Origin of the sequence: Lautropia dentalis (assembly GCF_003892345.1) — a bacterium.
Classification (GTDB): Bacteria; Pseudomonadota; Gammaproteobacteria; order Burkholderiales; family Burkholderiaceae_E; genus Lautropia; species Lautropia dentalis.
Genome location: NZ_RRUE01000001.1, coordinates 263,779 through 289,445, shown reverse-complemented (window position 1 = coordinate 289,445; position 25,667 = coordinate 263,779). Strand labels below are relative to the sequence as shown.

Annotated in this window: 19 protein-coding genes and 1 tRNA gene; 4 read left to right on the top strand and 16 right to left on the bottom strand. The window is 64.5% G+C overall.

The features are described 5' to 3' along the window. Positions 1-930 carry a tRNA (adenosine(37)-N6)-dimethylallyltransferase MiaA gene (gene miaA / locus EHV23_RS01110; protein WP_125094341.1) on the top strand — a complete coding sequence of 310 codons (930 nt, stop codon included), beginning with the start codon at positions 1-3 and terminating at the stop codon, positions 928-930. Between the two features lie 59 nt (positions 931-989). Here the strand turns inward: miaA and EHV23_RS01105 are convergent, their stop codons facing one another. Together EHV23_RS01105 and EHV23_RS01100 are read right to left on the bottom strand one after the other, a co-directional pair. Beyond that, positions 990-1,382 carry a type II toxin-antitoxin system VapC family toxin gene (locus EHV23_RS01105; protein WP_125094340.1) on the bottom strand — a complete coding sequence of 131 codons (393 nt, stop codon included), beginning with the start codon at positions 1,380-1,382 and terminating at the stop codon, positions 990-992. Then, positions 1,379-1,792 (bottom strand): type II toxin-antitoxin system Phd/YefM family antitoxin, encoded by a 414-nt coding sequence (locus EHV23_RS01100; RefSeq protein ID WP_125094339.1) that lies wholly within the window; start codon positions 1,790-1,792, stop codon positions 1,379-1,381. Before EHV23_RS01100 ends, EHV23_RS01105 begins: the two co-directional genes overlap by 4 nt. 179 nt (positions 1,793-1,971) lie before the next feature. Between EHV23_RS01100 and EHV23_RS01095 the strand changes: the two genes are divergently transcribed. Beyond that, the gene (locus tag EHV23_RS01095) at positions 1,972-2,562 is read left to right on the top strand and encodes an NAD(P)H-dependent oxidoreductase (RefSeq protein ID WP_125094338.1); all 591 of its coding nucleotides are present in this window, start codon (positions 1,972-1,974) and stop codon (positions 2,560-2,562) included. A 32-nt stretch (positions 2,563-2,594) separates the two neighbouring features. On the opposite strand, the gene EHV23_RS01090 is transcribed toward EHV23_RS01095, so the two are convergent. Further along, on the bottom strand, positions 2,595-3,644 hold the full coding sequence (locus EHV23_RS01090) for an SMP-30/gluconolactonase/LRE family protein (RefSeq protein WP_158615766.1): 1,050 nt from the start codon (positions 3,642-3,644) through the stop codon (positions 2,595-2,597). Between the two features lie 144 nt (positions 3,645-3,788). Here EHV23_RS01090 and EHV23_RS01085 point away from each other — a divergent pair, with 144 nt between their 5' ends. After that, positions 3,789-4,850, top strand: coding sequence for a LysR family transcriptional regulator (locus EHV23_RS01085; RefSeq protein WP_238990221.1), 1,062 nt, complete (start codon positions 3,789-3,791; stop codon positions 4,848-4,850). A 10-nt stretch (positions 4,851-4,860) separates the two neighbouring features. Here EHV23_RS01085 and mnmH read toward each other — a convergent pair whose 3' ends face one another. The 9 genes from mnmH to purM all read right to left on the bottom strand — a co-directional run bounded on the left by mnmH (position 4,861) and on the right by purM (position 18,598). After that, positions 4,861-5,919, bottom strand: coding sequence for a tRNA 2-selenouridine(34) synthase MnmH (mnmH, locus tag EHV23_RS01080; RefSeq protein WP_125094336.1), 1,059 nt, complete (start codon positions 5,917-5,919; stop codon positions 4,861-4,863). A gap of 363 nt (positions 5,920-6,282) precedes the next feature. Continuing rightward, positions 6,283-6,378 (bottom strand) — tRNA-Sec (locus EHV23_RS01075). Positions 6,379-6,665: 287 nt separating this feature from the next. Further along, positions 6,666-9,215, bottom strand: coding sequence for a selenocysteine-specific translation elongation factor (selB, locus tag EHV23_RS15775; protein WP_238990220.1), 2,550 nt, complete (start codon positions 9,213-9,215; stop codon positions 6,666-6,668). A gap of 6 nt (positions 9,216-9,221) precedes the next feature. Further along, positions 9,222-10,637 (bottom strand): L-seryl-tRNA(Sec) selenium transferase, encoded by a 1,416-nt coding sequence (selA, locus tag EHV23_RS01060; protein WP_125094335.1) that lies wholly within the window; start codon positions 10,635-10,637, stop codon positions 9,222-9,224. Continuing rightward, the gene (gene fdhE / locus EHV23_RS01055) at positions 10,634-11,680 is read right to left on the bottom strand and encodes a formate dehydrogenase accessory protein FdhE (RefSeq protein WP_125094334.1); all 1,047 of its coding nucleotides are present in this window, start codon (positions 11,678-11,680) and stop codon (positions 10,634-10,636) included. Before fdhE ends, selA begins: the two co-directional genes overlap by 4 nt. A gap of 389 nt (positions 11,681-12,069) precedes the next feature. Beyond that, positions 12,070-12,693 (bottom strand): formate dehydrogenase subunit gamma, encoded by a 624-nt coding sequence (locus tag EHV23_RS01050; protein WP_125094333.1) that lies wholly within the window; start codon positions 12,691-12,693, stop codon positions 12,070-12,072. Positions 12,694-12,696: 3 nt separating this feature from the next. Then, the gene (fdxH, locus tag EHV23_RS01045; protein ID WP_125094332.1) at positions 12,697-13,695 is read right to left on the bottom strand and encodes a formate dehydrogenase subunit beta; all 999 of its coding nucleotides are present in this window, start codon (positions 13,693-13,695) and stop codon (positions 12,697-12,699) included. A gap of 13 nt (positions 13,696-13,708) precedes the next feature. After that, positions 13,709-16,783 carry a formate dehydrogenase-N subunit alpha gene (gene fdnG, locus EHV23_RS01040; protein ID WP_148098587.1) on the bottom strand — a complete coding sequence of 1,025 codons (3,075 nt, stop codon included), beginning with the start codon at positions 16,781-16,783 and terminating at the stop codon, positions 13,709-13,711. Positions 16,784-17,533: 750 nt separating this feature from the next. Further along, positions 17,534-18,598 carry a phosphoribosylformylglycinamidine cyclo-ligase gene (gene purM, locus EHV23_RS01030; RefSeq protein ID WP_125094329.1) on the bottom strand — a complete coding sequence of 355 codons (1,065 nt, stop codon included), beginning with the start codon at positions 18,596-18,598 and terminating at the stop codon, positions 17,534-17,536. Between the two features lie 330 nt (positions 18,599-18,928). Between purM and EHV23_RS01025 the strand changes: the two genes are divergently transcribed. Continuing rightward, entirely contained in the window at positions 18,929-19,630 is a 702-nt protein-coding gene (locus EHV23_RS01025; RefSeq protein ID WP_158615765.1) for an HdaA/DnaA family protein, read from the top strand. 9 nt (positions 19,631-19,639) lie between these two features. On the opposite strand, the gene EHV23_RS01020 is transcribed toward EHV23_RS01025, so the two are convergent. From EHV23_RS01020 to EHV23_RS01005, 4 genes are all read right to left on the bottom strand, one after another. After that, complete coding sequence (locus EHV23_RS01020) at positions 19,640-20,839, bottom strand: hypothetical protein (protein WP_125094327.1); 1,200 nt, start codon at positions 20,837-20,839, stop codon at positions 19,640-19,642. 1,469 nt (positions 20,840-22,308) lie between these two features. Next, a complete protein-coding gene (locus EHV23_RS01015) occupies positions 22,309-23,367 on the bottom strand; it encodes a hypothetical protein (RefSeq protein WP_125094326.1) in 1,059 nt (352 codons plus the stop codon). Positions 23,368-23,449: 82 nt separating this feature from the next. Then, complete coding sequence (locus tag EHV23_RS01010) at positions 23,450-24,607, bottom strand: hypothetical protein (RefSeq protein ID WP_125094325.1); 1,158 nt, start codon at positions 24,605-24,607, stop codon at positions 23,450-23,452. Between the two features lie 235 nt (positions 24,608-24,842). Continuing rightward, a complete protein-coding gene (locus EHV23_RS01005) occupies positions 24,843-25,589 on the bottom strand; it encodes an ABC transporter ATP-binding protein (protein WP_125094324.1) in 747 nt (248 codons plus the stop codon). Positions 25,590-25,667: the final 78 nt, after the last annotated feature.

Genomic DNA, 25,667 nt, shown 5'->3' with positions numbered 1-25,667 from the left:
ATGCGCGCCTTGATGATCCTCGGCCCCACCGCGTCCGGCAAGACGGCGCTGGCACTGGACATTGCCCGGCGGGTGCCCGTGGAAATCATCAGCGTCGATTCTGCGCTGGTCTACCGTGGCATGGATATCGGCACGGCCAAACCATCGGCGGATGAGCTGGCGCAGGTGCCACATCACCTGATCGACATCCGCGAACCATCCGAAAGCTACAGTGCCGCAGAATTCAGCGCCGATGCGTGGCAGCTGATCGGCGACATCGAAGCGCGCGGCCGGCTGCCGCTGCTGGTGGGCGGCACCATGCTGTATGCGCGCACGCTGCTGCACCCCATGGATGATCTGCCCGGCGCCCGCCCCGACATCCGCGCGCGGCTGGATGCCGAAGCCGCCGAACACGGCTGGCCCTTTCTGCATGCACGCCTGGCCGAACTGGACCCGCCCACCGCACAGCGCCTGCACGCCACCGATGCGCAGCGCATCCAGCGCGCACTGGAAATCATCGAAATCACCGGCCAGCCCTTATCGGCGCTGCAGCAGGCCGGGCAGAAACCAAAGGCACATCCGGACATCCGCATCATCAGCCTGGAGCCATCCGAGCGCAGCGTACTGCATGCACGCATTGCGCAGCGTTTTCAGATAATGCTGGACAATGGCTTCATCGACGAAGTGAAACGCCTGCATGCCCGCCCCGACCTGCACGCCGAGCTGCCGGCCATGCGCACCGTGGGCTACCGGCAGGTGTGGCAGATGCTCGACGGTGAACGGTCGCCCGACACACTTTTCGAAGCCGGCGTAGCCGCCACCCGCCAGCTGGCCAAGCGGCAGCTGACCTGGCTGCGGTCGCTGCCGGTGGACATGCGGCTGGATTGCCTGCGGGAGGGTCTGGTGGATGACGTGATGGATTTTCTGCGTCTGGCAGGGCATCATGGATGAATCGGCCCTTCCGGAAGTGGCCGTGATACGGGTGCGGGCCAGAGAGCACTGGCCCGCCATCACACCGCCCGCACCAGCACATCCTGGTACTGAAGAATTCGCCGATCTGCCGTCAGCAGCAGAAAGCCGTCAGCACGCGCCTGCGCCAGCAACAGACGATCGAACGGATCGCCATGGACGGCTGGCAGCTTCATGGTTTCCAGGATGTGTCGCAGCCTGATCGGCACCTGCAAAAACTCCTGATCATTCAGTGCATCCACGGTGTGTTGGGGGTCATACGGAAAATCCGGCCGCTTCTGTTTGAACTTGATGGCAATTTCCCAGATGCTGGCATCACTGTAGTGCAGCGTGTTGCCCTCATCCATCAGAAGACCGAGTGTTTCCGCAGGGAACCGCCTGGTCTGGCCATCCAGAAACCACAGCAGCACGTGCGTATCACAGAGGATGTTCATTTGTCCTTGCCACCCTCTTCCACAAGGGACGAATCCGGCGATGGATCCTTTCCGTTGAACATCTCGTCAATTTCATCCGCCATCCAGTCATCAAAGCCCTCGAAATCAGGCAATTTGCCTTTCAGCGTGCCCATCTGGCGCTTTTTGCGCGGACGATTCCGTTCTGCAGACAAAACCCCTGGCTGACGACTTCCGTACGCCTGCCGAACGGGCTCCATGAGAACCATGTGTCCGGCCGGAACAGGCGCACCATACCCTCGCCTTTCCGCAACAAGCCTGTCGTACTCCTCGACAGACATCACCACGGCTACGCCGCGCTTTTGCCGCTCGATCAACACGGGCCCCTCGCGGGTGGACTCCAGAAGCTCGGCAAACCCCTGCCGCGCCTCGCTGGCACTGATGGTACGCATGACTGACACCTCAACTTTTGTACATATTGTACAAAACACAGCCTCTGAAGGTCAATCGGCTTCGGCGCGAATCATGGTCATCACAGATATTGACGGTATGCAGACGCTGCCTCCCTGTATTGCCCGGCGTATAATTTAACGAACATTAACATACCGGCGACACCGGGAGGTCAAGGGTCATGAAGACACTGGTCAACGTATTCCACCCCAGGCTCGACCGGTCCACCGTCAACCGCCGGTGGGTGGCGCGGCTGGACGGTTTGCCGGATGTCACCGTGCGCCGGATATACAGCCTCTACCCGGACGGAAAAATCGACGTGATGGCCGAACAGGCGGCACTGCTGGCCCATGACCGTCTGGTGTTCCAGCATCCGTTTTTCTGGTATTCGGTACCGCCACTGATGAAGCAGTGGTTCGACGATGTGCTGACCTACAACTGGGCCTACGGCCCCGAAGGCCGGGCACTGGAAGGCAAGGAATGGGTGTCGTCCATTTCCACCGGCGGGCCGGCAGACTCGTATCAGGCCGGTGGCTACAACAATTATTCGATGAGCGAGCTGCTCAAGCCCATCCAGCAGACCGCCAACCTGGTGCGCACGAAGTTTCTGCCACCCTTCATTTTTCACGGTACCGTCAGTGCGGACGAAGCAACTGTCCGGCAATCGGCCGAGAACATGGTGGCACACGTCCTCGACCCGCTGCTCGACCCCGAGAAGAAACTGGCGGCGCTGCTGGCAAAGATGCAGTCGGAGGGGATCACGCTGGCGTAGCCCGGAAACAGGCAGCCGCCTTTCCTCTGCCCTCAGTGTGCGGCCTCTGCGGCAATATCGGCAGGCAGCGCAAACCGCCGAACCACGAACGGTTTCAGTCCCTCCTTTCTTCGTTCGGGCACAAACAGCGGGGCCACCTGACTTTCTGCCACATAGACCTGCCCATCACGGATGGCCACGCCCGTCGGTACTGCGAGGCCAGCGTTTTCCACAACAGGAGCAAGAGTTGCCCGGTCACCGTGGATCTCCAGCAGGCTGACGCGTCCGCGGTTGGCCTCCACACTTGCCTCACAGATCAGCATCTTTCCCGGCGCCACCAATGCCATGCCATCGGGATCGTCGATACGTCGGGGCAATTTGATGGACTCCGGATCACCGGATGGCCTTTCATCCTTCGTGAGGCGGATGCGCAGCAGCTCGCCACTGTCCAGTTTGCCCACGTACAGGGTACGACCATCCGCTTCCAGTGCCATGTTGTTCAGGGCGTAGCTCTTGCCTGCAAAGCGCGGATGGCTGAGCCAGACATCCAGCTTTTTGCTACCGGGGCGCAATACGAGAATTTCCGGGTTCAGGCTGTCGGTCACCAATACGGCTCCCGACGGCAGCACCACCATATCGTTGCAATACGCGCTGGCGCCACCCGGCAGATCCCAGCTGCCACGCGGGCTACCGTCTACCAATGAAAACGCCTTGAGTGCCGAAGGCCCCCTGACGGCATCCGGATTGGCGCCATTATGACTGGAACAGACATACAGCAAACCACGTGCCTGGTCGATTCGGCCGCCCTGGGCGCCCATCAGCCCCGCGCTGCCCGGGGCGATGAAAGGCTCGGCCCGATCTTCACCAGGACGGATCCGGTAGACCGCGCCGCGTCCCATGCTGGTCACGTAGAGATTGCCGGCCGCATCGAACACCACGCCTTCTGGGTGCGCATGATCGGGCAACGCGATATCCCGCAAGGGAGGGCGGGTGTAAGTGCGTGACGCCAAACGGCCCACGTCAGCATTCTGTGCAGCCATCACCATAACCGGAGAGGACAACGAACATACCAGCGCAGCGACGAGCCATGTCTTTTTGACCATACCAGGAACTCCTGTGTGCAAAGACGGCCTCATCTGGGCCGTCGACCATAGGCATGATAGGCATCCAGACTGCGCAGGATAAGACACCTGTCATCGCATGGACAGATGCATGAAAGCCATCAATGGCTCTGATAGTCTTGGCGCATGAACATGCGCTCTTCCGAACTGGGCGAACTGGTCGCCTTTGCCCGTATAGCCCGTGAGGGCAGTTTCCGCCGTGCCGCCGCCCAGCTGAATCTCAAGCCCACGACCCTGTCGCACACCATGCGCACACTGGAAACACGGCTGGGCGTGCGCCTCCTGAACCGCACCACCCGCAGCGTCTCACTGACCGAAGCCGGCCGGCAGCTCTACGACGCGCTGGAGCCGGCTCTGCACGACATCGAGATGGCCATCGAAACGGTCAACCGCTTTCGGGAGCGACCTGCAGGACAGCTGCGCATCAGCATGCCACGCAGTGCCGCCGAACACCTGATCCTGCCGCTTTTCCGGCGTTTCAGTACCCGGTACCCAGACATCACGCTGGAAATATCGGCCAACAATGGTTTTGTCGATATCGTCAAGGAAGGTTTTGATGCCGGTATCCGACTGGGAGAAAGTCTGGCACCGGGGATGATCGCCGTGCGCATCACCCCGAACATGCGCCGCGCCGTGGTGGGCTCACCCGGTTATTTTGCGCGCCTCCCTGCGCCACAGACCCCTCATGATCTGGCCAGCCACTGCTGCATCGGCTACCGCAGAATCGGCAGTGGCGAACTGCGCCGCTGGGCCTTTGCAAAGGATGGAGAGCATCTCAACATTGCCGTTCATGGCAACCTGATCCTGGACGACGCCAGCCTGATGCTCATCGCTGCCGTTCAGGGGGCTGGTCTGGCCTATTCGGAAGAAAGCCATGCAGCGCCCCTGATTGCCAGCGGACGGCTGATCCGGGTGCTGGAAGACTGGTGCCCATCATTCCCCGGCTTTTATCTCTACTACTCGGGGCGCCGGCAGATGTCGGCTGCCTTGCGGGCATTGATCAATACGTTGACCGGTGCCCTGACGGAAGAAGAAACACCACATTGCCCCAGAAAGGAAGATGTACCGCAAGCCACCATCCCTTCGCTGCAGACTCCCGTCCCGTCATTGGACAGCCTGAGAGGTATTGCCCGTGGCGTGCCCACCGAAGGCTACCGGGACCGGGACGACAGGGATGAACGCTACTGACGCAGCAGGCTCACCCCACCGTTTCCAGCACCTTCCCCGCCAGCGCCACGATCCCCGCCTCCGACAGCGTGTCTGCCGTGACCGTACGCCGCCGGTCCCACTGACCGAAATTACGCCCCAGCGAGCGTTTGTACTGCGGGTCGTAATGACGTGCCATCAGTTCGGCAAAGAGTTCCGGCAGATTGCCCTCCTGCGCCCACGCCTGCCAGCGGGCCACCGTTTCCTTGCCCTGCAGCTGGGTGAACTTGCCCAGAATGGCCGAAAAACCGGCCCGGTCGTCACCCAGATAGGCATAGTCGCGCAGCAGAAAATCCAGTCGCGCTTCGGGGCTGGCATCGATTTCCACCAGATCGGTACTGGCGCGCAGGTGGCTCACCAGCTCCAGCGGCACGCTGATGGTACCGATGCGCGCACTCTCGCTTTCGGTATACACCGGCTTTGACAGGTCGAACTTCTGCAGCTCGGTGTAGAGCGCGGTTTCGAACTGCTTCTGCGAGGGCTGCGGCTGGCCGGGCCAGGCCCCCAGCATCGAGCCCTTGTGGCGGGCCAGCCCTTCGAGGTCCAGCACCTGGGCGCCCTGCTGTGCCATGGCCTGCAGGATGCGCGTCTTAGCGGTGCCGGTCTGGCCGCACAGCACCACCAGTCGCAGGCCGTCGATCAGCCGTGGCAGCTGCTCCACCACATGGCGGCGAAAGGCCTTGTAGCCCCCTTTCAGCTGCTGGGCATCCCAGCCGGTCATGCGCAGCCAGGTCACCATCGAGCCACTGCGCAGACCGCCGCGCCAGCAGTAGACCAGCGGGCGCCAGCTCTCGGGCTTGTGGATGAAGCTGGCCTCCCAGTGCCGGGCCAGATTGCCGGCCACCAGCCCCGCGCCGATGCGCCGCGCCTCGAAGGCGCTTTTCTGCTTGTAGATGGTGCCGACGCGTGCGCGCTCCTCGTCGTTCAGCACGGGGTGATTGACGGCGCCGGGAATGTGGTCGAGCGCATATTCCGAAGGGGAGCGGGCGTCGATGAGGGCGTTGAAGTCGCCGATGGCCTCGACGCCGACGGGGCCGCGGTGGGTTGCCATGAAAGGTTCCGTGAGCGAGAAAGGTACAGGGGAGCAGAAGCGCCGCCCGACTGCACGCAGCACGGGGCCATTCTGGGCAGGGTTTCACGGAGCATGCTCCGAACGGGAGCAGACCGCAAAAGCCGGGGGCTGGTGCCGGGCCGCAAAAACCGAAAACTCCAGGCTACCGGCCAGGCCGCGATCCCTGTCCCGATCATGAAATGATAACGTCTGAGCCGAATCTGCCGTACTGCCCGCGCACCGGGCTGCATCCAGCAGCGCTGCATGGGCGGACCGAACATGATGCGCCGCCGGGGGCAACCCATGACACCGGTTCGGTGGGTATGCCTGCAGATGACACCTGCAGAGCATGGACAGGCAGGATGGCGGAGGGAAATGGGAGTCGAACCCACCCGGCGACGCGTGGCGCCACCCACCGGGTTTGAAGCCCGGCCGACCCACCGGGATCGTGTTCCCTCCGGTGGTGTGCATCCCCCTGCGTCGATGCGCCGGCAAGGGGCTGGAGCGTGTCAGGTACCAGCCAGCCCTGATTCACTCCGAATCCGTGATTGTGGCACGGCTGGGCGTCCGGTCCGGCACGGAATGTCCGGCAGGCCCCAAAAAGCGACGTTTCGGACTGGCGACGGCGCCTTTCCGGCACACCGTTCCGGAACCTGCGTATGCTCCAGGGCAACCGGCGCAGGCTCGAACATGGCAGCGCACACCGGGACGGGTGTGTCGACATGTGTGCCTGCAAGACGCCCCGCTCACGCCCTGAACAGCAGACTCTCCGTGCGCAGGATGTGCGCATCGCCCACGCGCCGGCACAGGCCAATGCGGTCGAAAAACTCCAGCACCTGCACGGCCCGCTTGCGGCCCAGGCCACTGGCATCGCGAAAGGCCGCCACGGTCAGGACGGGCTGCCCATGGCCCGGCTGCCCAGGCACAGGTCGGGATGGCCGCTGGCCTTCCCCTGCTGGCCCTGTCGTTCGCACACGCTCCAGCCGTCCGGACATGCCCGGGGTCGTGGTCGTGGATGAAGCGGACACCGCATGCGGCGGTACATTTTCCTGCGCCAGTCGCCGCACGATGGCGGCCAGTTTCGCCGCTGTGGCGGCCGTGATGTACAGATCCTTCACGATGGGGTAGATATACCCACCACGGGCCAGACGGGCCATGGCCGGGCGCAGCGTGGCAGGCTGCTCGCCCATGGCTTCGGCCAGGTCCCGCACCCAGGCGCCCTGCACGTCGGCCTCCATCAGCGAGGGCATCAGCCGCTCCAGCAGCGCCTGGTCACGGGCGGCCAGTTCGGTGCCGTGTCCGGGCAGATGCACGAAGGCGCCGCTGAGCGCGATGAGCCCCTCTTTGGCCAGTGCGTCCAGCACCAGCCGCCAGTGGGCATCGTCCAGCCGCAGCCGGGCCAGCCGGCGCAGGCGGGCGGCATCGGGGCCGATTTCCTCGGTGGCGGTCTCGTGATAGTGGGCCAGCGTCTGCAGCACGGTGGCCGAGAGCTGCTGCCACGCAGCCTCGCCCATGACGAAGGTGCCGGACAGGCGCCGGTGGCACAGGAGATCCAGCAGGGCATCGAACACCGCCACGCTGGCGAGGCCAAAGACACGCTGCCACTGGGTCAGATCCACGCCTTCGTCCGAAACCGCCAGCAGGCCGGCCAGCCGGTCCTGCAGCGCCGGCTGCTGCAGCGCGCGCAGCAGGGCCAGCCGTTGGGGTGTGCGACGGTAGCGCACCGGCGCCAGACTGGTCAGCACCCGGCCGCCGCCGATGATGCGCTGGCCGGCCGCATCGCGCACGATCAGCCGGTCACCATGCCAGACCGCCAGTGGCTGGGGCAACACCAGCTGCACCAGACCGGTCCGGCCGGGAGCCAGGGTGTCCACGGGCATCCCCGTGGCCTCACTCCCCCCCTTGGCCTTGCTCACACCCGTGGCCTCGCTCACATCCGCGCCCGACGCAGCATGCCCCCCTCGTCCCGCGCCGGCCTCTTCATGCACCGCCCGCCCTTGCCCGGCACGGTCATGGCCCTCGGCCATGGGTATGGCCCCTTCTGCAGGCGAGCCCCCTTCGCCAGGTATGGCCTCTTCTACGGGTATGACCCCTTCGCCAGGTGCGGACACGGACACGCAGCCATCCAGCACCGCCACGGCCGCCGGGCTGGCGGTGGTGCCCAGATGCACGTGCACGCGCGTGCCACTGCGCAGCGCCCGTGGTTCTTCATGCCAGAGCGTGAGTTCCACGTCCAGCCGGTCCGACACGGACACGATGTCGGGCTGGGCCACCCAGTGGCCGCGCTGCAGCACATCCCGTTCCACGCCCGCCAGGTTGATGGCGCAGCGCTGGCCGGTGTGGGCCGTACCGGTGCTGCGGTTCTGGGCGTGCAGCGAACGCACGCGCAGCCCGTCGGGGCCGCCGGGCATCTGCATCAGCACATCACCCACCTGCACCTGGCCACCATGGACGGTACCGGTCACCACGGTGCCCACGCCGTCGAGGGTAAAAGCGCGGTCGATGGCCAGACGGAAGCCGTGGGCGTTCTCTCCGGCCGCGGGATCCGGCACCGCGGCGTTATCCACGCCCACGGAGTCCACTTCCACGAGGTCCACCGGGCCCGCTTCGGCGGCCTCCACTTCGGTGGCCCCCATTTCGGTGTTCTCCCCGTCAACAGGCTGCACGTCTGCCGATGGCGTCGCGATGAACCGCCTGTCCGTGAAGCGCATCCCTGGGGGGTGAGGTGGAATCCAGGGCATGGGCGTTCCACCATAGGCCATGCACCGCGCCTCCGCCACCAGCCAGTGGCGCAGCTCATCGATCCCCGCGCCAGTCACGGTCGAGACCGGCACGATGCGTGCGTCCGCCAGCGGCGTGGGCGCCAGCAGTGCCTTGATGTCGGCCGTTACCTCGGCCACGCGAGCGGCATCAACCCGGTCGGTCTTGGTCAGCGCCACGATGCCACGCCGCACGCCCAGCAGTGACAGCACGGCCAGATGCTCGCGGGTCTGCGGCATCACACCATCGTCGGCAGCCACCACCAGCAGCGCAAAATCGATGCCGGTGGCGCCGGCAATCATGGTGTGCAGCAGTTTTTCGTGGCCGGGCACGTCGATGAAACCGATACGCACCTTGCCCGATATCCTGGCATCGCGCTCAGGCCCCGCCTTCCCGTCCTCCAGAAACGCAAAGCCCAGCTCGATGCTCATGCCGCGCTTTTTCTCTTCGGGCAGTCGGTCGGTATCGGTACCGGTCAGCGCCCTGACCAGCGAGGTCTTGCCGTGGTCGATGTGCCCGGCGGTTCCGATCATCATGGAAGCTCACTCCTCTGGCGCATGCTGGCGCAGCCACTGCGCCACGAATTCGGCCTCATCCCCCGCTTCCAGACAGCGAAAATCCAGCCACAGCGCATCGTCCGCCACGCGGCCGATCACCGCACGGGGCAACGCGCGCAACTGCGCGGCCAGCGCCTTCAGGCGGCGCCCGCTGCGTTTGCCGTCGGCAGTGCGGATCACCACACCACAGCTGGGCAGCGCATCCACCGGCAGCGCACCGCTGCCGATCTGGCTGAACATCGGTTCGACCGACAGCGTCCAGTCATCGCCCAGTGCGGCCTGCAAGGCCGGCAGCAGCCGTTCGGCCTGCTGGCGCATGTCGGTTTGAGGGCGAATGAACAGGCGCAGTGTGGTGAGGCGCTGCGGCAGGTGTTCGGGCATCAGGTACATCCGCAGCAGCGGCTCGATGGCAGCCAGCGTGAGCTTGCCCACACGCAGCGCACGCTTGAGCGGATTTTTCTTGATGCGGGCAATGAGGTCGCGCCGCCCGACGATGAAGCCGGCCTGCGGCCCGCCCAGCAGCTTGTCACCGCTGAAGCTGACCAGATCGGCGCCGGCCGCCACCATTTCCTGCACGGTGGCTTCGCGCGGCAGCCCCCACTGTGACAGGTCCACCAGCGTGCCGCTGCCCAGGTCCACGGCAAACGGCAGACCCGCCTCATGTGCCATGCGGGCCACGTCGGCCTCGGCCACACTGCGCGTGAAGCCCTGCACCGCATAATTGCTGGTGTGCACCTTCATCAGCATGGCGGTACGTGGTGTGATGGCGTTGGCGTAATCGGCCGGATGCGTCCGGTTGGTGGTGCCGATTTCCACCAGTTTTGCGCCGGCGCGCGACATGATGTCCGGAATGCGAAAGGCCCCGCCAATTTCGACGAGTTCCCCGCGCGACACCACCACTTCCTTTCGCTGCGCCAGACTGTTGAGCATCAGCAGCACGGCGGCCGCATTGTTGTTCACAAGGGTGGCATCCTCGGCCCCGGTGATCTCGCGCAGCCAGTCCATCACCAGATCGTCGCGGTCGCCACGCCCGCCGCTGTCCAGGTTGAATTCCAGATTGGCCGGTGTGATCAGGGCACGAATCACCGCCTGCACCACCTCGTCGGGCAGCAGCGCCCGCCCCAGGTTGGTGTGCAGCACGGTACCGGTGAGATTGAAGACGGGCTTCAGGCGCGGCGCCATTTTCTGGCGCAGGGCGGTGCCGATATGGTTCACCCATTCTGCATCGGTGGCCGGAACGGATGCCGGCACGTTTTCCTGCCTTTCCCGCCACGTCTCACGCAATTGCGCCAGCTGGGTACGGATGACGTTCGCCGTGCAGGTGTGGCCATATTCGTCCAGCAGGGGCTGCAGGCCGGGCAGGCGCAGCAGGGCGTCCACCGAAGGGAGAACGGTGTTCACGGCGCCCCTTCTCCAGCATCCGGATCCAGTGTGGCGGCGTCATCACCATCATCCACCGGAAAGAGAAACGGGTGCGAACCGGCCCGCACGTGCCCGAACTGGCCCATGGCCGCATCGAGCACCAGGGTGTTGATGTCGTCGGCCATCACCTCCAGCATCGGGTCGCGCCGCTGGTCGAACACCTTGCTGTAGCTGTTGCACTTGCTGCAGACTTCGGCCATGCAGGCCGAGAAATAGCGGCTGGCCGCCACGGGTGAAGCCTTCAGTTCCTCCACCGTCTGCGCAGGTTCGCCGGCCGGCTCCAGCTGCCGGTAGCTGATGCCTTCGGTGGTGGCACAGTTGCTGCACTTGACGCGCACCATGTGCCATTCGGTTTCGCACACGGAACAGTGCAGGTAGCGCAGCCCTTCCACCTGCCCCCCCACGTGCACGATGCTGGCCAGCGGCGTGCTGCCGCAGACGGGGCAGACGGTGGGCGGTTCGACGATGGGCAGCGTCTTGAGGTTGAGCTGCGAGGCCCGCACCATCATCACCACCTGTACCGCAGCCATCAGCAGCGGCGCGCGCACCCGCTCTTCGGCGTCGAGGACGACATCGGTCCACAGGCGGGCCAGCATGCGGGTCAGTGCGGTGCTGTCCATGGCCTGCACCTCTTCGGCCACCTGCCGCTCGGTGTCGGACAGGGTTTCGGCCTCGGGACCGGTCAGCAAATGTGCGGTGATCTCCTTCAGCATCTGCTGCCAGACCGGATCGATATCGTCGGGCAGCTGCCACAGCGGCATGGCATGGCGCTGCGCCCGCTCGATCAGGGCCTCGTCGGGCTGGGGCAGGACGGGCATGCGGGCCACGGCGGCACGCTGGGCATCCACCAGCCGCTTCAGGTATTCAAGAAATGGGCCGACGCTGTGATTGTCCTGCGCCAGCTGGTGCAGCCGGCTGGCACGCTCGCGCAGCAGACTGTCGGGCTGCGGCAGGATGATGCGGGGGAACTGGGTGCGATCGAGGGCCTCGATCTCGCCAGGCTGGAGGATGCGTTGTGACATGGGATTCCCTGGACTGGTGCGGGGAAGGGATGGCGGCACAGCCGGCCGTGTGACGGCCCCTGGGCGCCCGCCCCGGACGCCCCTCGACGGCCAGCGCAGGCAGATGGCTTCCCCGGCGCGATCATAGCCCCATTGCCGGTATCACCACAAACCCGGTGCCGGCACAGGCTGCACGGGAACGACACGTCCGGCTTTTGAATCCGGTGCGGTCATCCCGGACAGCAACGACGCACCCGGGCCGGGCAAAGCAAACCCGCCGACCACATCAGCAGATGCTGTGGATACGGCGGGTTCAGGAGCTGCGCACCGGAAACGACGCAGCATGGCCAGGGAAGCGCCCACGCCGGCGCCCCGAAAGGAACGCCGCAACAGGGGCCTTCGCTGGCCGCTCAGTTCTCGCCCGTCATCTTGCGGTACCAGGCACGATGGTGCTGCTTGGCCCAGGCGCGGGTGACGGTGCCGTAGAACATGGCGCGGATGGTGCCGCGCGTCCAGATGGCGGCATAGACGTGCATGATGATCAGCATGAACATGCCGAAGGCGCACAGCGCATGCACCAGCACGCCCACCCGCTCCCAGAACACCGGCAGGTTGAACCAGGCACGCCAGATCATGAAGCCCGAGACGGTGATGCCTGCCATGCACAGCACCAGCCCCCAGAACAGCAGTTTCTGGCCACCGTTGTACTTGCCCTGCTCCGGCATGTCGTGGTCGTTGCCGTCGATCATCTTCCGGATGTCCATCAGCCACTCGATGTCGCGCTTCTGGATGTAGTTGAGCTTCCAGAAACGCGCGGCCATGATGACGAAGAAGAACGCCATGGTGACGCCGATGTACGGATGCAGGATCCGTGTCCACGGGCCGCCGCCGAAGAGCTGCGTGAGCGGGAAGAAGGCCGGATGGAAGAAGGCCAGGCCCGAAAGCGCCAGCAGGATGAAGCAGATGCCGACGATCCAGTGGTTGAGCCGCTCGGACGCGTTGTAGCGCTGAATGTCGCGTGGGTTGCGTTGCATGGATCAGGCCTCCGTTTGCTTCGCGGCCGCCCGCTTGCGACGGGTGGCTGCCTTGCCGGCTTCGCGTGCGGCGGCTTCGATGTCCTTGCGTTCCATTTCGTCCTCCAGCTCCTTCGATACGTCGTTGGGGCCCTTGGTGATGTAGTGGAACAGGCTGCCCAGTGCCGCAGCCCCCATGGCAGCCACGGCCAGTGGCTTGGCAATGCCCTTCCAGAGGCTGACCATCGGGTTGATTTTCGGCGCATCGGGCAGGCCGGCGTAGATGGACGGCTTGTCGGCATGATGCAGCACATACATCACGTGCGTACCGCCCACCCCTTCCGGATCATACAGCCCGGCCTGATCGTAACCGCGGCGCTTGAGGTCGGCAATGCGGGTTTCGGCCTGGTCCTTCATGGCCTCCTTGGTGCCGAACATGATGGCGCCCGTGGGGCAGGTCTTGACGCAGGCCGGCTCCAGGCCCACGCCCACCCGGTCGGAACACAGCGTGCACTTGTACGCCTTGTGGTCCTTCTCGGAGATGCGCGGGATGTTGAACGGGCAGCCGGTGATGCAGTAGCCGCAGCCGATGCACTTTTCCTCGTGGAAATCGACGATGCCGTTGGTGTACTGGACGATGGCGCCCGGCGACGGGCAGGCCTTCAGGCAGCCCGGATCGGCGCAATGCATGCAGCCGTCCTTGCGGATCAGCCATTCCAGATTGCCGGTGGCCTCGTTCTCGTACTCGGTGAAGCGCATCACCGTCCAGGTGTTGCCGTTCAGGTCGGTCGGGTTGTTGTAGGTGCCGTCGCAGATGCTGGTGACCTGCGGACCGTCGGCCGACATCTCGATGACCGGCCGCAGGTCGTTCCACTCCATGCAGGCAGACTGGCACGCCTTGCAGCCGATGCACTTGGAGACATCGATCAGCTTGGCGATTTCACCCGAGCGCGGCTCGCGGATCTGCGTCGGCGTGGTGGTGGTGGCCGACAGGCGCTTGATGTCGAGCGATTGCATTGACATGGTGTTGCGCTCCTCAGATCTTCTCGACCTTCACGAGGAAGGTCTTGAACTCGGGGGTGAAACTGTTGCCATCGCCCACGAACGGCGTGAGCGTGTTGGCCAGGAAGCCCGGCCGCGTCATGCCCTTGAAGCCCCAGTGAATGGGGATGCCCACGTGGTGGATAGTCTTGCCATCGATCTGCATCGGACGGATCCGCTTGGTGACCACGGCCACGGCCTTGATGTAGCCCCGCTTGGACGACACTTTCACGTGATCGCCCTGCCTGATGCCCATCTCATTGGCCAGTGCCTCGCCGATTTCCACGAACTGTTCCGGCTGCAGCGCGGCGTTGATCAGCGCGTGCTTGGTCCAGTAGTGGAAGTGCTCGGTGAGCCGGTAGGTGGTACCCACGTGCGGATACTCCTTCGGCGAACCGAAGGTGTCCCAGATGGAACCAAACACCCGCGCCGCCGGCGACGACACCGCCTTCGGATTGTTGGGGTACATCGGGTTGTAGCCCAGCGGGTTGTCGAAGGCCTCGTAGTGCGTGGGGAAGGTACCTTCCGCCATCAGCCCGCGCGAGAAGAAGCGCGCCACCCCTTCCGGGTTCATGATGAACGGTCCTGCCCCGCTCTCGGGCGCCAGCGTCGGCGTCATGTCCGGAATATCCGGGCCCGACCACTTCTGGCCATCCCACTGCACCAGCATCCGCTTCGGATTGAAGGGTTTGCCCTTCAGGTCGGTGGACGCGGTGTTGTAGAGCACGCGGCGGTTGGCCGGCCAGGCCCAGGCCCATTTCAGCGTGTTGCCGATGCCGGTCGGGTCGGAATTGTCGCGCCGGCCCATCTGGTTGCCTTCTTCCGTCCAGCAGCCCACCCAGATCCAGCAGCCGCTGGCGGTGGAGCCATCGTCGCGCAGCTCGCCCAGCGCACCCAGCTGCTGGCCGGCCTTGCGCAGCACCTTGTGCGGATCCTTCGGATCGACCACATCGGCGATGGCCCAGCCGTTGTACTCCTTCGCCAGCTCTTCGGGGGTGGGATCCTCGGGGTTGTAATAGTGACTCCAGTCCAGATCGCGGATCGGGTCGGGGAACACGCCCCCTTCCTTCTCGTACATCGCCTTCATGCGGTGATGCAGCTCCGACATGATCTGGATGTCCGGACGCGCCTCACCCGGCGGCTCGGCAGCCTTCCAGTGCCACTGCAGCACGCGCGAGGAACTGACGATGGAGCCGTCCTCTTCCGCGAAGCAGGTGGCGGGCAGACGGAACACCTCGGTCTGGATGGAGGCCGTGTCCACGTCGTTGTACTCGCCGAAGTTGCGCCAGAACTCGGACGTTTCGGTGGCCAGCGGGTCCATGATGACCAGGAACTTCAGTTTGGCCAGACCATTGCGCACCCGGTGGCTGTTCGACAGCGAGGCAATCGGGTTGAAGCCCTGCGCCAGATAGCCGTTGACCTTGCCCTCGTTCATCAGCTCGAAGATCTGCAGCATGTCGTACGGACGGTCGAGCTTGGGCAGGTAGTCGTAGGCCCAGTTGTTCTCCTTCGTGGCCTTGTCGCCATACCAGGACTTCATCAGGCTGACGTGGAACTTCGGATAGTGCTGCCAGTAACTGACCTGCCCCGGGCGCAGCGGCTTTTTGGTGCGTTTGGCAATGTAGGCCGTGTAGTCCTGTTCGGCCTCGTTGGCCAGGCTCAGGTAGCCGGTGAGCGAGGACGTGAGCAGGCCCAGGTCCGTCAGGCCCTGAATGTTGGAGTGCCCGCGCAGTGCGTTCATGCCACCACCCGCCACACCGATGTTGCCCAGCAGCAGCTGCACCATGGCACCGCAGCGCAGGATCTGCGCCCCGATGGAGTGCTGCGTCCAGCCCAGCGCGTACATGATGGTCGCGGCACGCCCCGCCACGGCCGTGGACGCAAGCGTTTCGGCCACGTGCAGGAACTTGTCCTTCGGTGTGCCGCACACGCGCTCCACCGCCTCCGGCGTGTAGTGTGCATAGTGCTTTTTCAGCAGCTGGTACACGCAGCGCGGGTGCCTGAGCGTGGGATCGGTACGCACGTAGCCATCCGGCCCCAGCTCGTATTCCCAGGTGGACTTGTCGTAGGTGCGTTTTTCCTCGTTGTAACCCGAGAAAATGCCGTCTTCGAAACGGAAGTCCTCACGGACGATGAAGCTGAAGTCGGTGTAGTTGTGGACGTACTCGTGATGGATTTTGTCGTTGGTGAGCAGGTAGTTGATGATCGCGCCCAGGAACGTGATGTCGCTGCCCGAGCGGATGGGGGCGTAATAGTCCGCCACCGATGCCGAACGGTTGAAGCGCGGATCGACCACCATGAAGTACGCATTGTTGTGCGCCTTCGCCTCGGTGACCCACTTGAATCCGCACGGGTGCGCCTCGGCTGCATTGCCGCCCATGATCAGCACTACGTCGGCATTCTTGATGTCGACCCAGTGATTCGTCATCGCACCACGGCCAAACGTCGGGGCAAGACCTGCCACCGTCGGGCCGTGTCAGACACGCGCCTGGTTGTCGAACGCCAGAAGCCCCCAGCTGCGAGCCACCTTGTGGGTGATGTAACCGGCTTCGTTGCTGGCGGCCGAGGCGGCCAGCATGCCGGTGGTCGTCCATCGGTTGACCACCTTGCCATCGGCCGTCTTCTGCACGAAGTTGGCGTCGCGGTCTTCCTTCAGCAGCCGGGCGATGCGCTCGAGCGCGTCATCCCAGCTGATGCGTTCCCATTTGTCGGAACCGGGTGCGCGGTATTCGGGGTAGCGGAGCCGGTTGGGACTGTTGACGAAGTCCAGCAGGCCGGCCCCCTTCGGACAGAGTGTGCCGCGGTTGACCGGGTGGTCGGCATCACCCTCGACGTGAATGACCGAGCGCTTCGCGTTCTTGGCGTTGTCGCCCAGCGAATACATCAGAATGCCGCAACCCACCGAGCAGTACGTACAGGTCTGACGGGCCACCGTGGTCTGGGCCAGCTTGAACTGGCGTACTTCGGCCAGCACCTCGCGGGGCGAAAAGCCCATCAGCGCCATGCTGGACGAAGCCAGGGTAGCTCCCGTCACCTTGAAGAACTGCCGCCGGGAGATCTTCTGCTCCATGGCACCACCTTCAAAAGGTCTGGAAAAGTGTGCACTCTTCCGGGATATAAAAAAATCAAAACCCGCACCGACCCCGTCCAGGCAGCCAGCATGTGACGGAGCATCCGGAAACACCGCGACGGCGGCCAGTGAGACGGCTGGCCAGCCCCTGCGGCAAACGGATGCGAATGACACGTATTTGGCTGCTGTTCCCGGACAGATAGCGTGGATACGGGCTGATATCGAATCTACCGCAGAATTCTAGTAGTCAAACAGAAAAATCCAAAGTACGGCCGGGACGGGCCGGCCAACGGTCGGTGGGGATGTGCCCAAAAAGTCCACAAACGGGTCAAAAAGCCTGGAAAACTGTCAGACAGTGTCTCAAGCAGAGGGTATTCCCGAGTCGTTATATCCGATCATATATAACGATGCCTCGGGGAAACCCCTGTATCGACCGACATGCAAAAGCCGCAGCAAAAGGGGTGGATACCCCACCCCGTCAATCACCAAAACAAATCCCGATATGTTTTCAATGCAAGGCCACGACTGACCGCCTGTCGAGGCATTCCGGCCGGCAGCCCGGAACTCGTTCAGCACGGCCTGTGCCCTGTGCCCTCCCTGTGCCCTGTGCCCTGTGCCCTCTGCCCTCTGCCCTCTGCCCTCTGCCCTCTGCCCTCTGCCCTGCAGGCAGGGTAACGCCGGCAGCCCGGGCAGGGAGGCGCGGTGTTTCAGTCAGTCGCCACCGAATCACCACGCTCCGTACGCCGCAGCTCAAACCACCACGGCGGCCGCCTCACCCGGCTGGCGCTGCGCCACTTCGCCGATCTCGAACACCTGTTCTCCAGCATCGGTGAGCGCCCTCGTGACGGCCGCCACATCGGCCGGCGCCACGGCCAGCACCGTGCCGATGCCGCAGTTGAACACCCGGTGCATCTCGGCCTGGTCGATACCGCCCTGCTGCTGCAGCCAGTCGAACACGGCCGGACGCGTCCAGCGGGATGCATCCATCCGCGCCACCAGGCCGTCGGGCAGCATGCGGGGCACATTGTCCACCAGCCCGCCACCGGTGATGTGGGCCAGGCCATGGATGGGCTGCGCCGCGCTGCGCAGCAGCGGCAGCAGCGACTTCACATAGATGCGGGTGGGTGCCATCACGTGTTCGGACAGCGGCCGGCCATCGAGCGGCTGCTGCAGGGCCTTCAGCGACACCTCGCCCAGCGCCCGCTCGATGACCTTGCGCACCAGCGAGTAGCCATTGGAATGCGGCCCGCTGGACGCCAGCCCCAGCAGCCGGTCGCCAGCCTGCACGCGGGAACCGTCGATGATCTGCGACCGCTCGACCACCCCCACGGCAAAGCCGGCCACGTCATACTCGCCCGACGGGTACATGCCCGGCATCTCGGCCGTCTCGCCGCCCAGCAGCGCGCAGCCCGACTGTTCACAACCCGTGGCCACGCCGGCCACCACGGCCGCCGCCACATCCACGTCCAGATGCCCGCAGGCGAAGTAGTCGAGGAAGAAGAGCGGCTCGGCCCCCTGCACCAGAATGTCGTTGACGCTCATGGCCACCAGGTCGATGCCGATGGTGTCGTGCACACCCAGCGTGAAGGCCAGCTTGAGCTTGGTGCCCACCCCGTCGGTCCCCGACACCAGCACCGGCTCGCGGTAGCCGGCCGGAATCTGGAACAGCCCGCCAAAGCCCCCGATGCCCGACAGCAGCCCCGGGCGCTTCGTGCGGGCCGCCAGCGGCTTGATCCGCTCGACCAGTGCGTCGCCCGCGTCGATGTCGACCCCGGCATCCCGGTATGAAAGACCTGTGTTCTGCGTCTGTGCCATGAATGTGCTCGCTGTGTGGCAGATGAAGGCAGGGCACGTCCATCATGGAAGGCCACCGGCAGCCGGCACACGACCGGGCGACGATTCAGGCCATGGTCAGGAATCCGCGTCGCGGCAACCGTGCCCAACCGTAAAAACGGGTTGCCGGCATTCTAGCGTGTCCCTGAAATGTGTCGTGGACGAGCGCTCCTGCCTTTTTGCTCCCTCTGCCCGCCTGTGGCCTCCTCTGCGTCCCCTGCCCCGCTGCTGACGGCTGGCAGATCTCTCCGTCCCCTCCGCTCCCTGCCCTCCCTGCGCCTCCTGCCCCTCTCTGCCGGTAGAATTCCGTGCATGGACCGCCAGCGCTCATCCACCCCGCCCGACACGCCGCCAGCCCCTGCCCCGACGCTGCAGGAGCCCCAGCTCATACTGGATTTCGGGCCACCGCCGCCCCCGTGCTTCGACAACTTCGTCCCCGGCCCCAACCTGGAGTGCGCCGCCACCCTGCGGCATCTGGTCCACACCCTGCAACAGGGCGAGACGCCCGCCCAGCGCTTCTTCTATGTGTGGGGGCCGGCCGGCTCCGGCAAGAGCCATCTAGCCAGCGCCCTGACCGCCAGCCAGGCACCGAACCTGACGGTGGTGGACGACGTGGACCAGTACAGCAAGGGGCGGCAGCGCACGCTGTTCCACCGCTTCAACGCGCTGGTCGAGCAGCCGGAGCAGGCGCTGGTGGTGTTCGGCAACCAGCCCCCTGCCCGGCTGAAGCTGCTGCCCGAGCTGGTCAGCCGCCTGGGCTGGGGCATGGTCTTTGCCCTGCAGCCGCTGGATGACACCGCGCTGGTCGATGCACTGGAGCACACCGCGCGCGAGCGGGGCCTGACGCTGGGGCAGGATCTCTCCACCTACCTGCTGCGCCACACCCGCCGCGACATGGCCAGCCTCAAGACCATTCTGGACGGTCTGGAACAGCTGGCCCGTGCCCGCAAGAAGCAGCTGACGCTGCCGCTGCTGAAGGACTATCTGCAGCGGCGGGAACAGAGCGGGGGCTGAGTCAGGCTCTCATTCCTCGATCCGGCAGACCCCACTGAACACCGGCCCGAGTGACGGCTCGGTATTGCCCAGTGCGATGGAAACGGCGTTGTAGCCGCCCGAACTGGCCAGCAGGTTCACCCACTGGCGCTGCCAGGCATCGTCCAGCCAGGCGTCCTTGCGGGTGGCGGCGCCAATATTCGCCGCGGTGCCGGTGCCAGCTCCGGCGATAGTAGCGCCTGCTCCCATGCCTGCGCCAGCGCCGGCCGCTACACCCGCACCGCGCCCGATGCTGGATGCCGGGCCAGCGATGAATCCCAGCCGCCCTGCATCATCGCCTGCCATCAGGCCGTCGTCGTCATCGTCCCCGTTCGCTTCGGCAAACATGTCGCGATCCCGCCAGCCCGTCGTCATGCGCAGGTCCAGCTGCCGCAGTCCGCGCGGGCTGGTGTAGTCCACACCGGCCGCCCGGTAGTCGATACGGAAAGGCGGATACGCCTGTTCCCCCACCTGGAACGAGACATGCCCATCAGGGGTGAAGGTGACCGAGCAGGCCAGCTTCGGCTTCGTCAACATGTGGCCCGTGTAGGTGCCCGTCACGCAGCGGCTGAAGCCGGCCACGCTGGCGCTGGCCTCACGGCACCGGGCATTCAGCCGCTGGAAAGTGGCATCGGGCAGGCGCGCACCGGCCGCCACCAGATAGGCCGGCGTGCTGCGATAGGTGCGCACCATCGAATCCAGCGACAGCACGCCACCATTGAGCAGCGTGGCCATGCTGGCACGATAGAGCGGCTCGAACTTCAGCACCTCCCGGTCATCCTCATCCATCCGGCCGAGGTTGGCGCGCGCCCGGTCGAACCAGCGGCCAAGGCTTGTGCCGTACACGAAGGTCAGGTGCGCGGCGTTCTCCTCGGGCGTGAGCAGGCGCTGTTCGGATTCGGCGTCCAGCTGGCGCTGCCGTTCCTGCCCGGCCGGGGAGAGGTCGAAGCGGAAGGGGGACGAGGGGCTGGTGCCTGTTGCATCGTTCGCATCGCTGTTTGCGGTGTTGATATTGCCCATACCGGCAGGCGGGCTGCCGTTGCCCGCTGTGCTGTCATCCCCCGTGCCGGCAGGCCGGTAGCTGTTGCTGCCGATGAAACCATCCCCTGGGGTACCGGCCGTACCACCACGCTGACCCGCACCATCAGTACCACCGGAGCCGACATTGCCCCCCGTGCCAGAAGCAGGCATACCCGCGGCCGTGTCCGCCGCAATCGCGCCGGTGGCAGTGTTCGTACCGACGGCACCCGCGCCCGTCCCCGAAATGGGTGCAGCCGGAACGCCGGCGCCCTGGGCCGCACCGGAAGATCCCTGTCCCGCAGCCCCTGCGGCCCCTTCTGCCGGGAACCCACCGGGACTGCCCTGTCCCGCCGTACCATCCACACCGCCCGTTCCGTTTCCGTAAAAGGCAGCCGATCCATTGAAACCGGCTGATCCGTTGAAACCGGCGGGTCCATTGGTGCCAGCTGGTCCATTGGAGCCGGCAGATCCGTTCCAGCTGGCGGCACCAGATGCATGTGGAGTCGTGCCATCCGTGAGAACCGGTTTGGTCAGAACATCACCGGAAACGGGGCGAGCGTTTCCGTTCTGGGCGGCCAGCCCGGATTGAATGGACTGTCCATTCTGGACGGCCTGCCCGGTTTGCGCAGCCATCCCATGACCCTGCATGCCCGAAATCCCGGCCTGTGCATTTCCACCCTGCGAATTTCCACTCTGCGCAGCTTGCCCTGCCGGAGCAGACTGGCCTGATTGGCCTGTTTGCCCTGTTTGAACGAAAGGCGTGGCCTGCCCTGCCTGTCCGTTCTGACCTGCACTCCCTGGCTGGCCTGTCACGCCGAACGGACTGCCGTTATAGCCATTGCCCGGCATGAAACCCGGCAGAAATGCAGGGGAGCCCCCTTGCGGAACCGTAGTGCTCCCCTGCCCGGTCGCACCAGGAACGCCAGCCTGCACGTTACCGCCCTGCGTACCATAACTTCCGGCATGGATATTTCCGCTCTGGATACCGGAATTTCCGGGCCGCACACCACCGGGCGCCACACCCGACAGCCCGGTACCGTGGTCTGCCTGCACTGCACTGTCCGCAGACATGAAGGCCCCGGGCTGATAGCCAGCATCAAAACCGGTGTAGCCCGACGTATCGTAGCCCGTATTGCCGGGCCGCAGACCACTATCGTTCAGGACATGTCCTTGCCGCTGGGCAGATGCGCCCCCCTGTGCATCGGAACCGTTTCCCACATTCGGACCGCCACAGGCAGCCAGGGAAACAAAGGCGGAAGTCAGCGCCACACACATGCTGGTACGGCGAAAAGGCAGGGAAAGGAAAATGGAAGAATTCATGGTGTTTCCGTTGAGTGGGTAAACGGGCAGCACCCCGGTGCCCCCGCATCGCGCCATGCAGCGCCATGCAGAAAGGCTACCCACACGGAAAAACCCAAACAGTGATGAAGCACACGCCCTCCCCCAACACGGGCCTTGACATCCATATGGCCTAGGTCGTCTGGCCTGGCCAAAGGAATGACAGGACGGGGACAACAAAGGGCAAACGCCCAAAACAGCGAAAGGCGGCCTTCACCATGCACGATGAAGACTGCCTTCATACCCTCCGCTTTTCAGCGGGCGCACCTTCCATTCAGGGGGAAAAACTCGGAAAACCTGCGTCACTGTGTAATGGCGCAGACGATCTCAGTGTCCGGGCCATAGGCCGCATCCAGATTGAGGAAACGCATCTGTACGTTGCGTCTTCCCCCAGCGCTGGCAATCAGGATGTCGAGTGCCTGACTGCGCTCACCACGAAACACGTCCGCCATGCTCTGCATCCGGCGCGCTCCTTCAGACACCCAACCGGTGAACATGCGGATGTCGGCAACCCGGATGTCACCGGACGCCGTGAAATCCGCACCCGCAGCGCGATAGCGAATCCTGAGCGGGGCGTAGGTTTTGCCGGCGGCCGTGAATGACACGGTCCCGTCCTTGCCGATGATGACCTGACAGGCGGCCGGAGATTTTCCGGACAGACCATCGGTCACGGTGCCCGTGAAACTGCCGGTCACACAGGCAGAAAAGCCCGCCGTGCTTTTTGTGACGTCCCTGCAGCGCGTGGACATGCTCCGGTAGAAAGCTTCGGAAGTCACCTGCCTGTCCAGCAGCATGCCGGTCAGCTTCGTGTCAGGCACCAGGCGAAACATCGGCTCGAACGCCAGCACTTCACCACGCTGCAGCGTGGCCAGGCTTTCGCGGTACACCGGCTCGTACCTGAGCATGATCCGATGTCGGTCGGTGAGCTGGTCGGCCGGTTTTTCATGCAGGCGCTGGTAAAGCCTCTCCCGGTTTGGGCCGCTGTCGAAGGCGCTCATCCGGGCAACCTTTCTGGCAGCCCGTTCCATGGACGGCAGGGTGTCATCGCCCGGATAGAGCGGCGGGTTCAGGTATCGGGCCGAGTTGTCTGGCCTTGCTGTGGCCGACGGCACCTGGGTGGCGGCCTGGACAGTGGATTGGACAGAGGGTTTGGCCACTGCCGAACCTGCAGAGGCTGTGCCCTGGGCACTATCTGCTGCGAGCACACCCAACGGAAGCGCGAGCAATGCACCGGTAATGAACGCTCTGCCGGAAAGGTTACGCAACCTCGACGAGCAATGGACGTGGTGATTCATGATGATTCCGTGTTCTTGACAGGGCTGAAAAACCGGCCCAATCGAAGCAAGTGGGTAGGCGTTCACACCAGCGTGGTTTCGTACACTGAAAAACTGTGCCGCACGATGCGCAAGGCGTCTCACGCACCGTACGGGACCGGTTCAGGCATCAACGACCCAGATAGCAGGTTTCGTCAACCACTGGGCCGTGCTCGGGGTCTGCGTTGCCAAAATCCACGTCGACCAGCGGTTTGCCCTTGTAGTTTTCAAGGTAGAGACCAAACCACTGTGTGTGGGAAGGCTGGGTACCCGTGGCGTCCACCTGCGCCGCCGACAGCCATCCCGAGAACGCAATGCCCCCTGCCGAGGTGACATCCCCTGACGCATTGCGTTCAACAAAGGCGGCGCGGTGCCGAATGTCGAACGACGGAAACTGCCTGCCCGACAGGGTGAACGTTACCTTGCCATCCGCGCCGACATTGACCGAGCAGCTTTCTCCCTGTTCGGTATGACCGCTGTAGGTTCCCACCATGCAACGGTTGAAGCCTTCGAGGTTCTGGCTGGCATTGCCGCACCGCCCCATTATCTGGGCGTAGGCAGCGGGGGCTGTCGCCAGCGCGACTTCCTCATCGGTCAGCGACCATTTCGGATACACACGCTGCTCGGTGTCGAGGTTGAGCACGGCACCACTTTTCAACGTTTCGATACGGTTCTGATAGTAAGCCAGCGCCTGGCCCGTCAACGCTTCCTCTGGCTGCCTGGCCTTGCCATTGACGCCATCGGTCAGCGTACGGAAATCCGGCCCTTCATCGAGGAACTGAACAAGGTACTGGATCGACGGCGTGATTTCCGGATGCGGCTTGCTCAGCCAGGAAAGCACCTCGTCGATTTCCGTCTGGTTCACGGTATCCGTCCCCGGACGAACCGGCGCTCCCAGACGCCCCGTGCCATTCGAATCTGCGGCACCTGCTCCACTGGCCTGATCATTCTGGGCAACCTGATTTCCCGGGGATGCCAGCCCACCCTGATTGCTCTGGGCGTTCTGACGGTTCTGCGGGTTCTGATTGTCCTGGCCACCGGGTGCGGTCTGTGCATTTTGGCTACCCTGTGCGCCCTGGCCGTTCTGCGTGTTCTGGTTGCTCTGGCCACCCTGATGCCCCGGCCGGAACGTCCCGCTGCCCGACAGCGATGCGCCCCCCAGGGAACCGCCGCCGCTCACCGATACCTCACCGCCGCCGCCACAGGCGGCCAACGGCAACATCACGGAAGCCAGCACGGCAGCCAGCGCAGCGCGGCGGAAAGGCAGGGAGGAAGTCATCTCGATCATGGCAGCTCCGGATCCGGGTGCTTCCCGTCTGGGTATGGTTGCACCCGCAGGTTGAAAGGGATCAGAAGCTGGCGGCACGGCAGCCGGCAGAATCGTGCCGTTCCAGGCCGTCAGCACCGCTTCGAATGAAGCGATGTGCAAAGCCTACCGACAAGACGACAGAATGGCAGTGAACAAATGCGCATCACTGCATCGCGCGCCCCCCGGTTTCAGGAGAATGCGTTCATGACACGCGTCAGGCCGCACACAGCGGCAGCACGACCGTCTGGCCGGACTGCGACTGCAGCAGCTCGGCCTCGATGCCATACACCTCGCGCAGGGCATCGGCACAGACCACGTCACAGAACGACCCCAGCCCGGCCACATAGCCGCGGTTGAGCAGCATGATGGTGTCGGCGTGGCGGGCGGCGAGATTCAGGTCGTGAATGGCAATGACGACGAGGGCGCCGGTGCGGTCCACGTAGGCGCGCAGGCGGTCGAACACCTGCATCTGGTGACGCACGTCCAGCGCGCTGGTGGCTTCGTCGAGCAGCAGCAGCTTTGGCTCGCGCAGCAGGCGCTGGGCCAGCAGGACCAGCTGCTGCTGGCCGCCGGAAAGCGTGTGCATGCTGCGGTTGTGCAGGTGGCCGATGCCGAATTCGTCCAGCATGGCAATGGCCTGATCGACCAGCGCGTTGCCAACCCGCCAGCCCAGCCCTTCGTGGCGGCCCAGCAGCACGGTTTCGGTGACGCTGATGCTGGCGCGCACGTGGGCCTGCTGGGGCATGTAGCCGATTTCGCCCAGCTTTACCGGCCTGCCCTCCCAGTGGATGGTGCCGCCAAAGGGATAGATGGTGGCAATGGCATTGACCAGCGTGGATTTGCCGGTGCCGTTGGGGCCGATCAGGCCGACGATCTGGCCCCTTTCCAGCGTGCCGGAAATGTCCTTCAGGATCTGGGCCTTGCCGCGGGTGACGGTGACGGATTTCAGCTCGAGACTCATGCCGGTACCTCCACACTCAGGCGGCCAGGAACAGGTCCGGGCAGACCCGAAAATATGGAAATGCAGTCCTTGCCCATC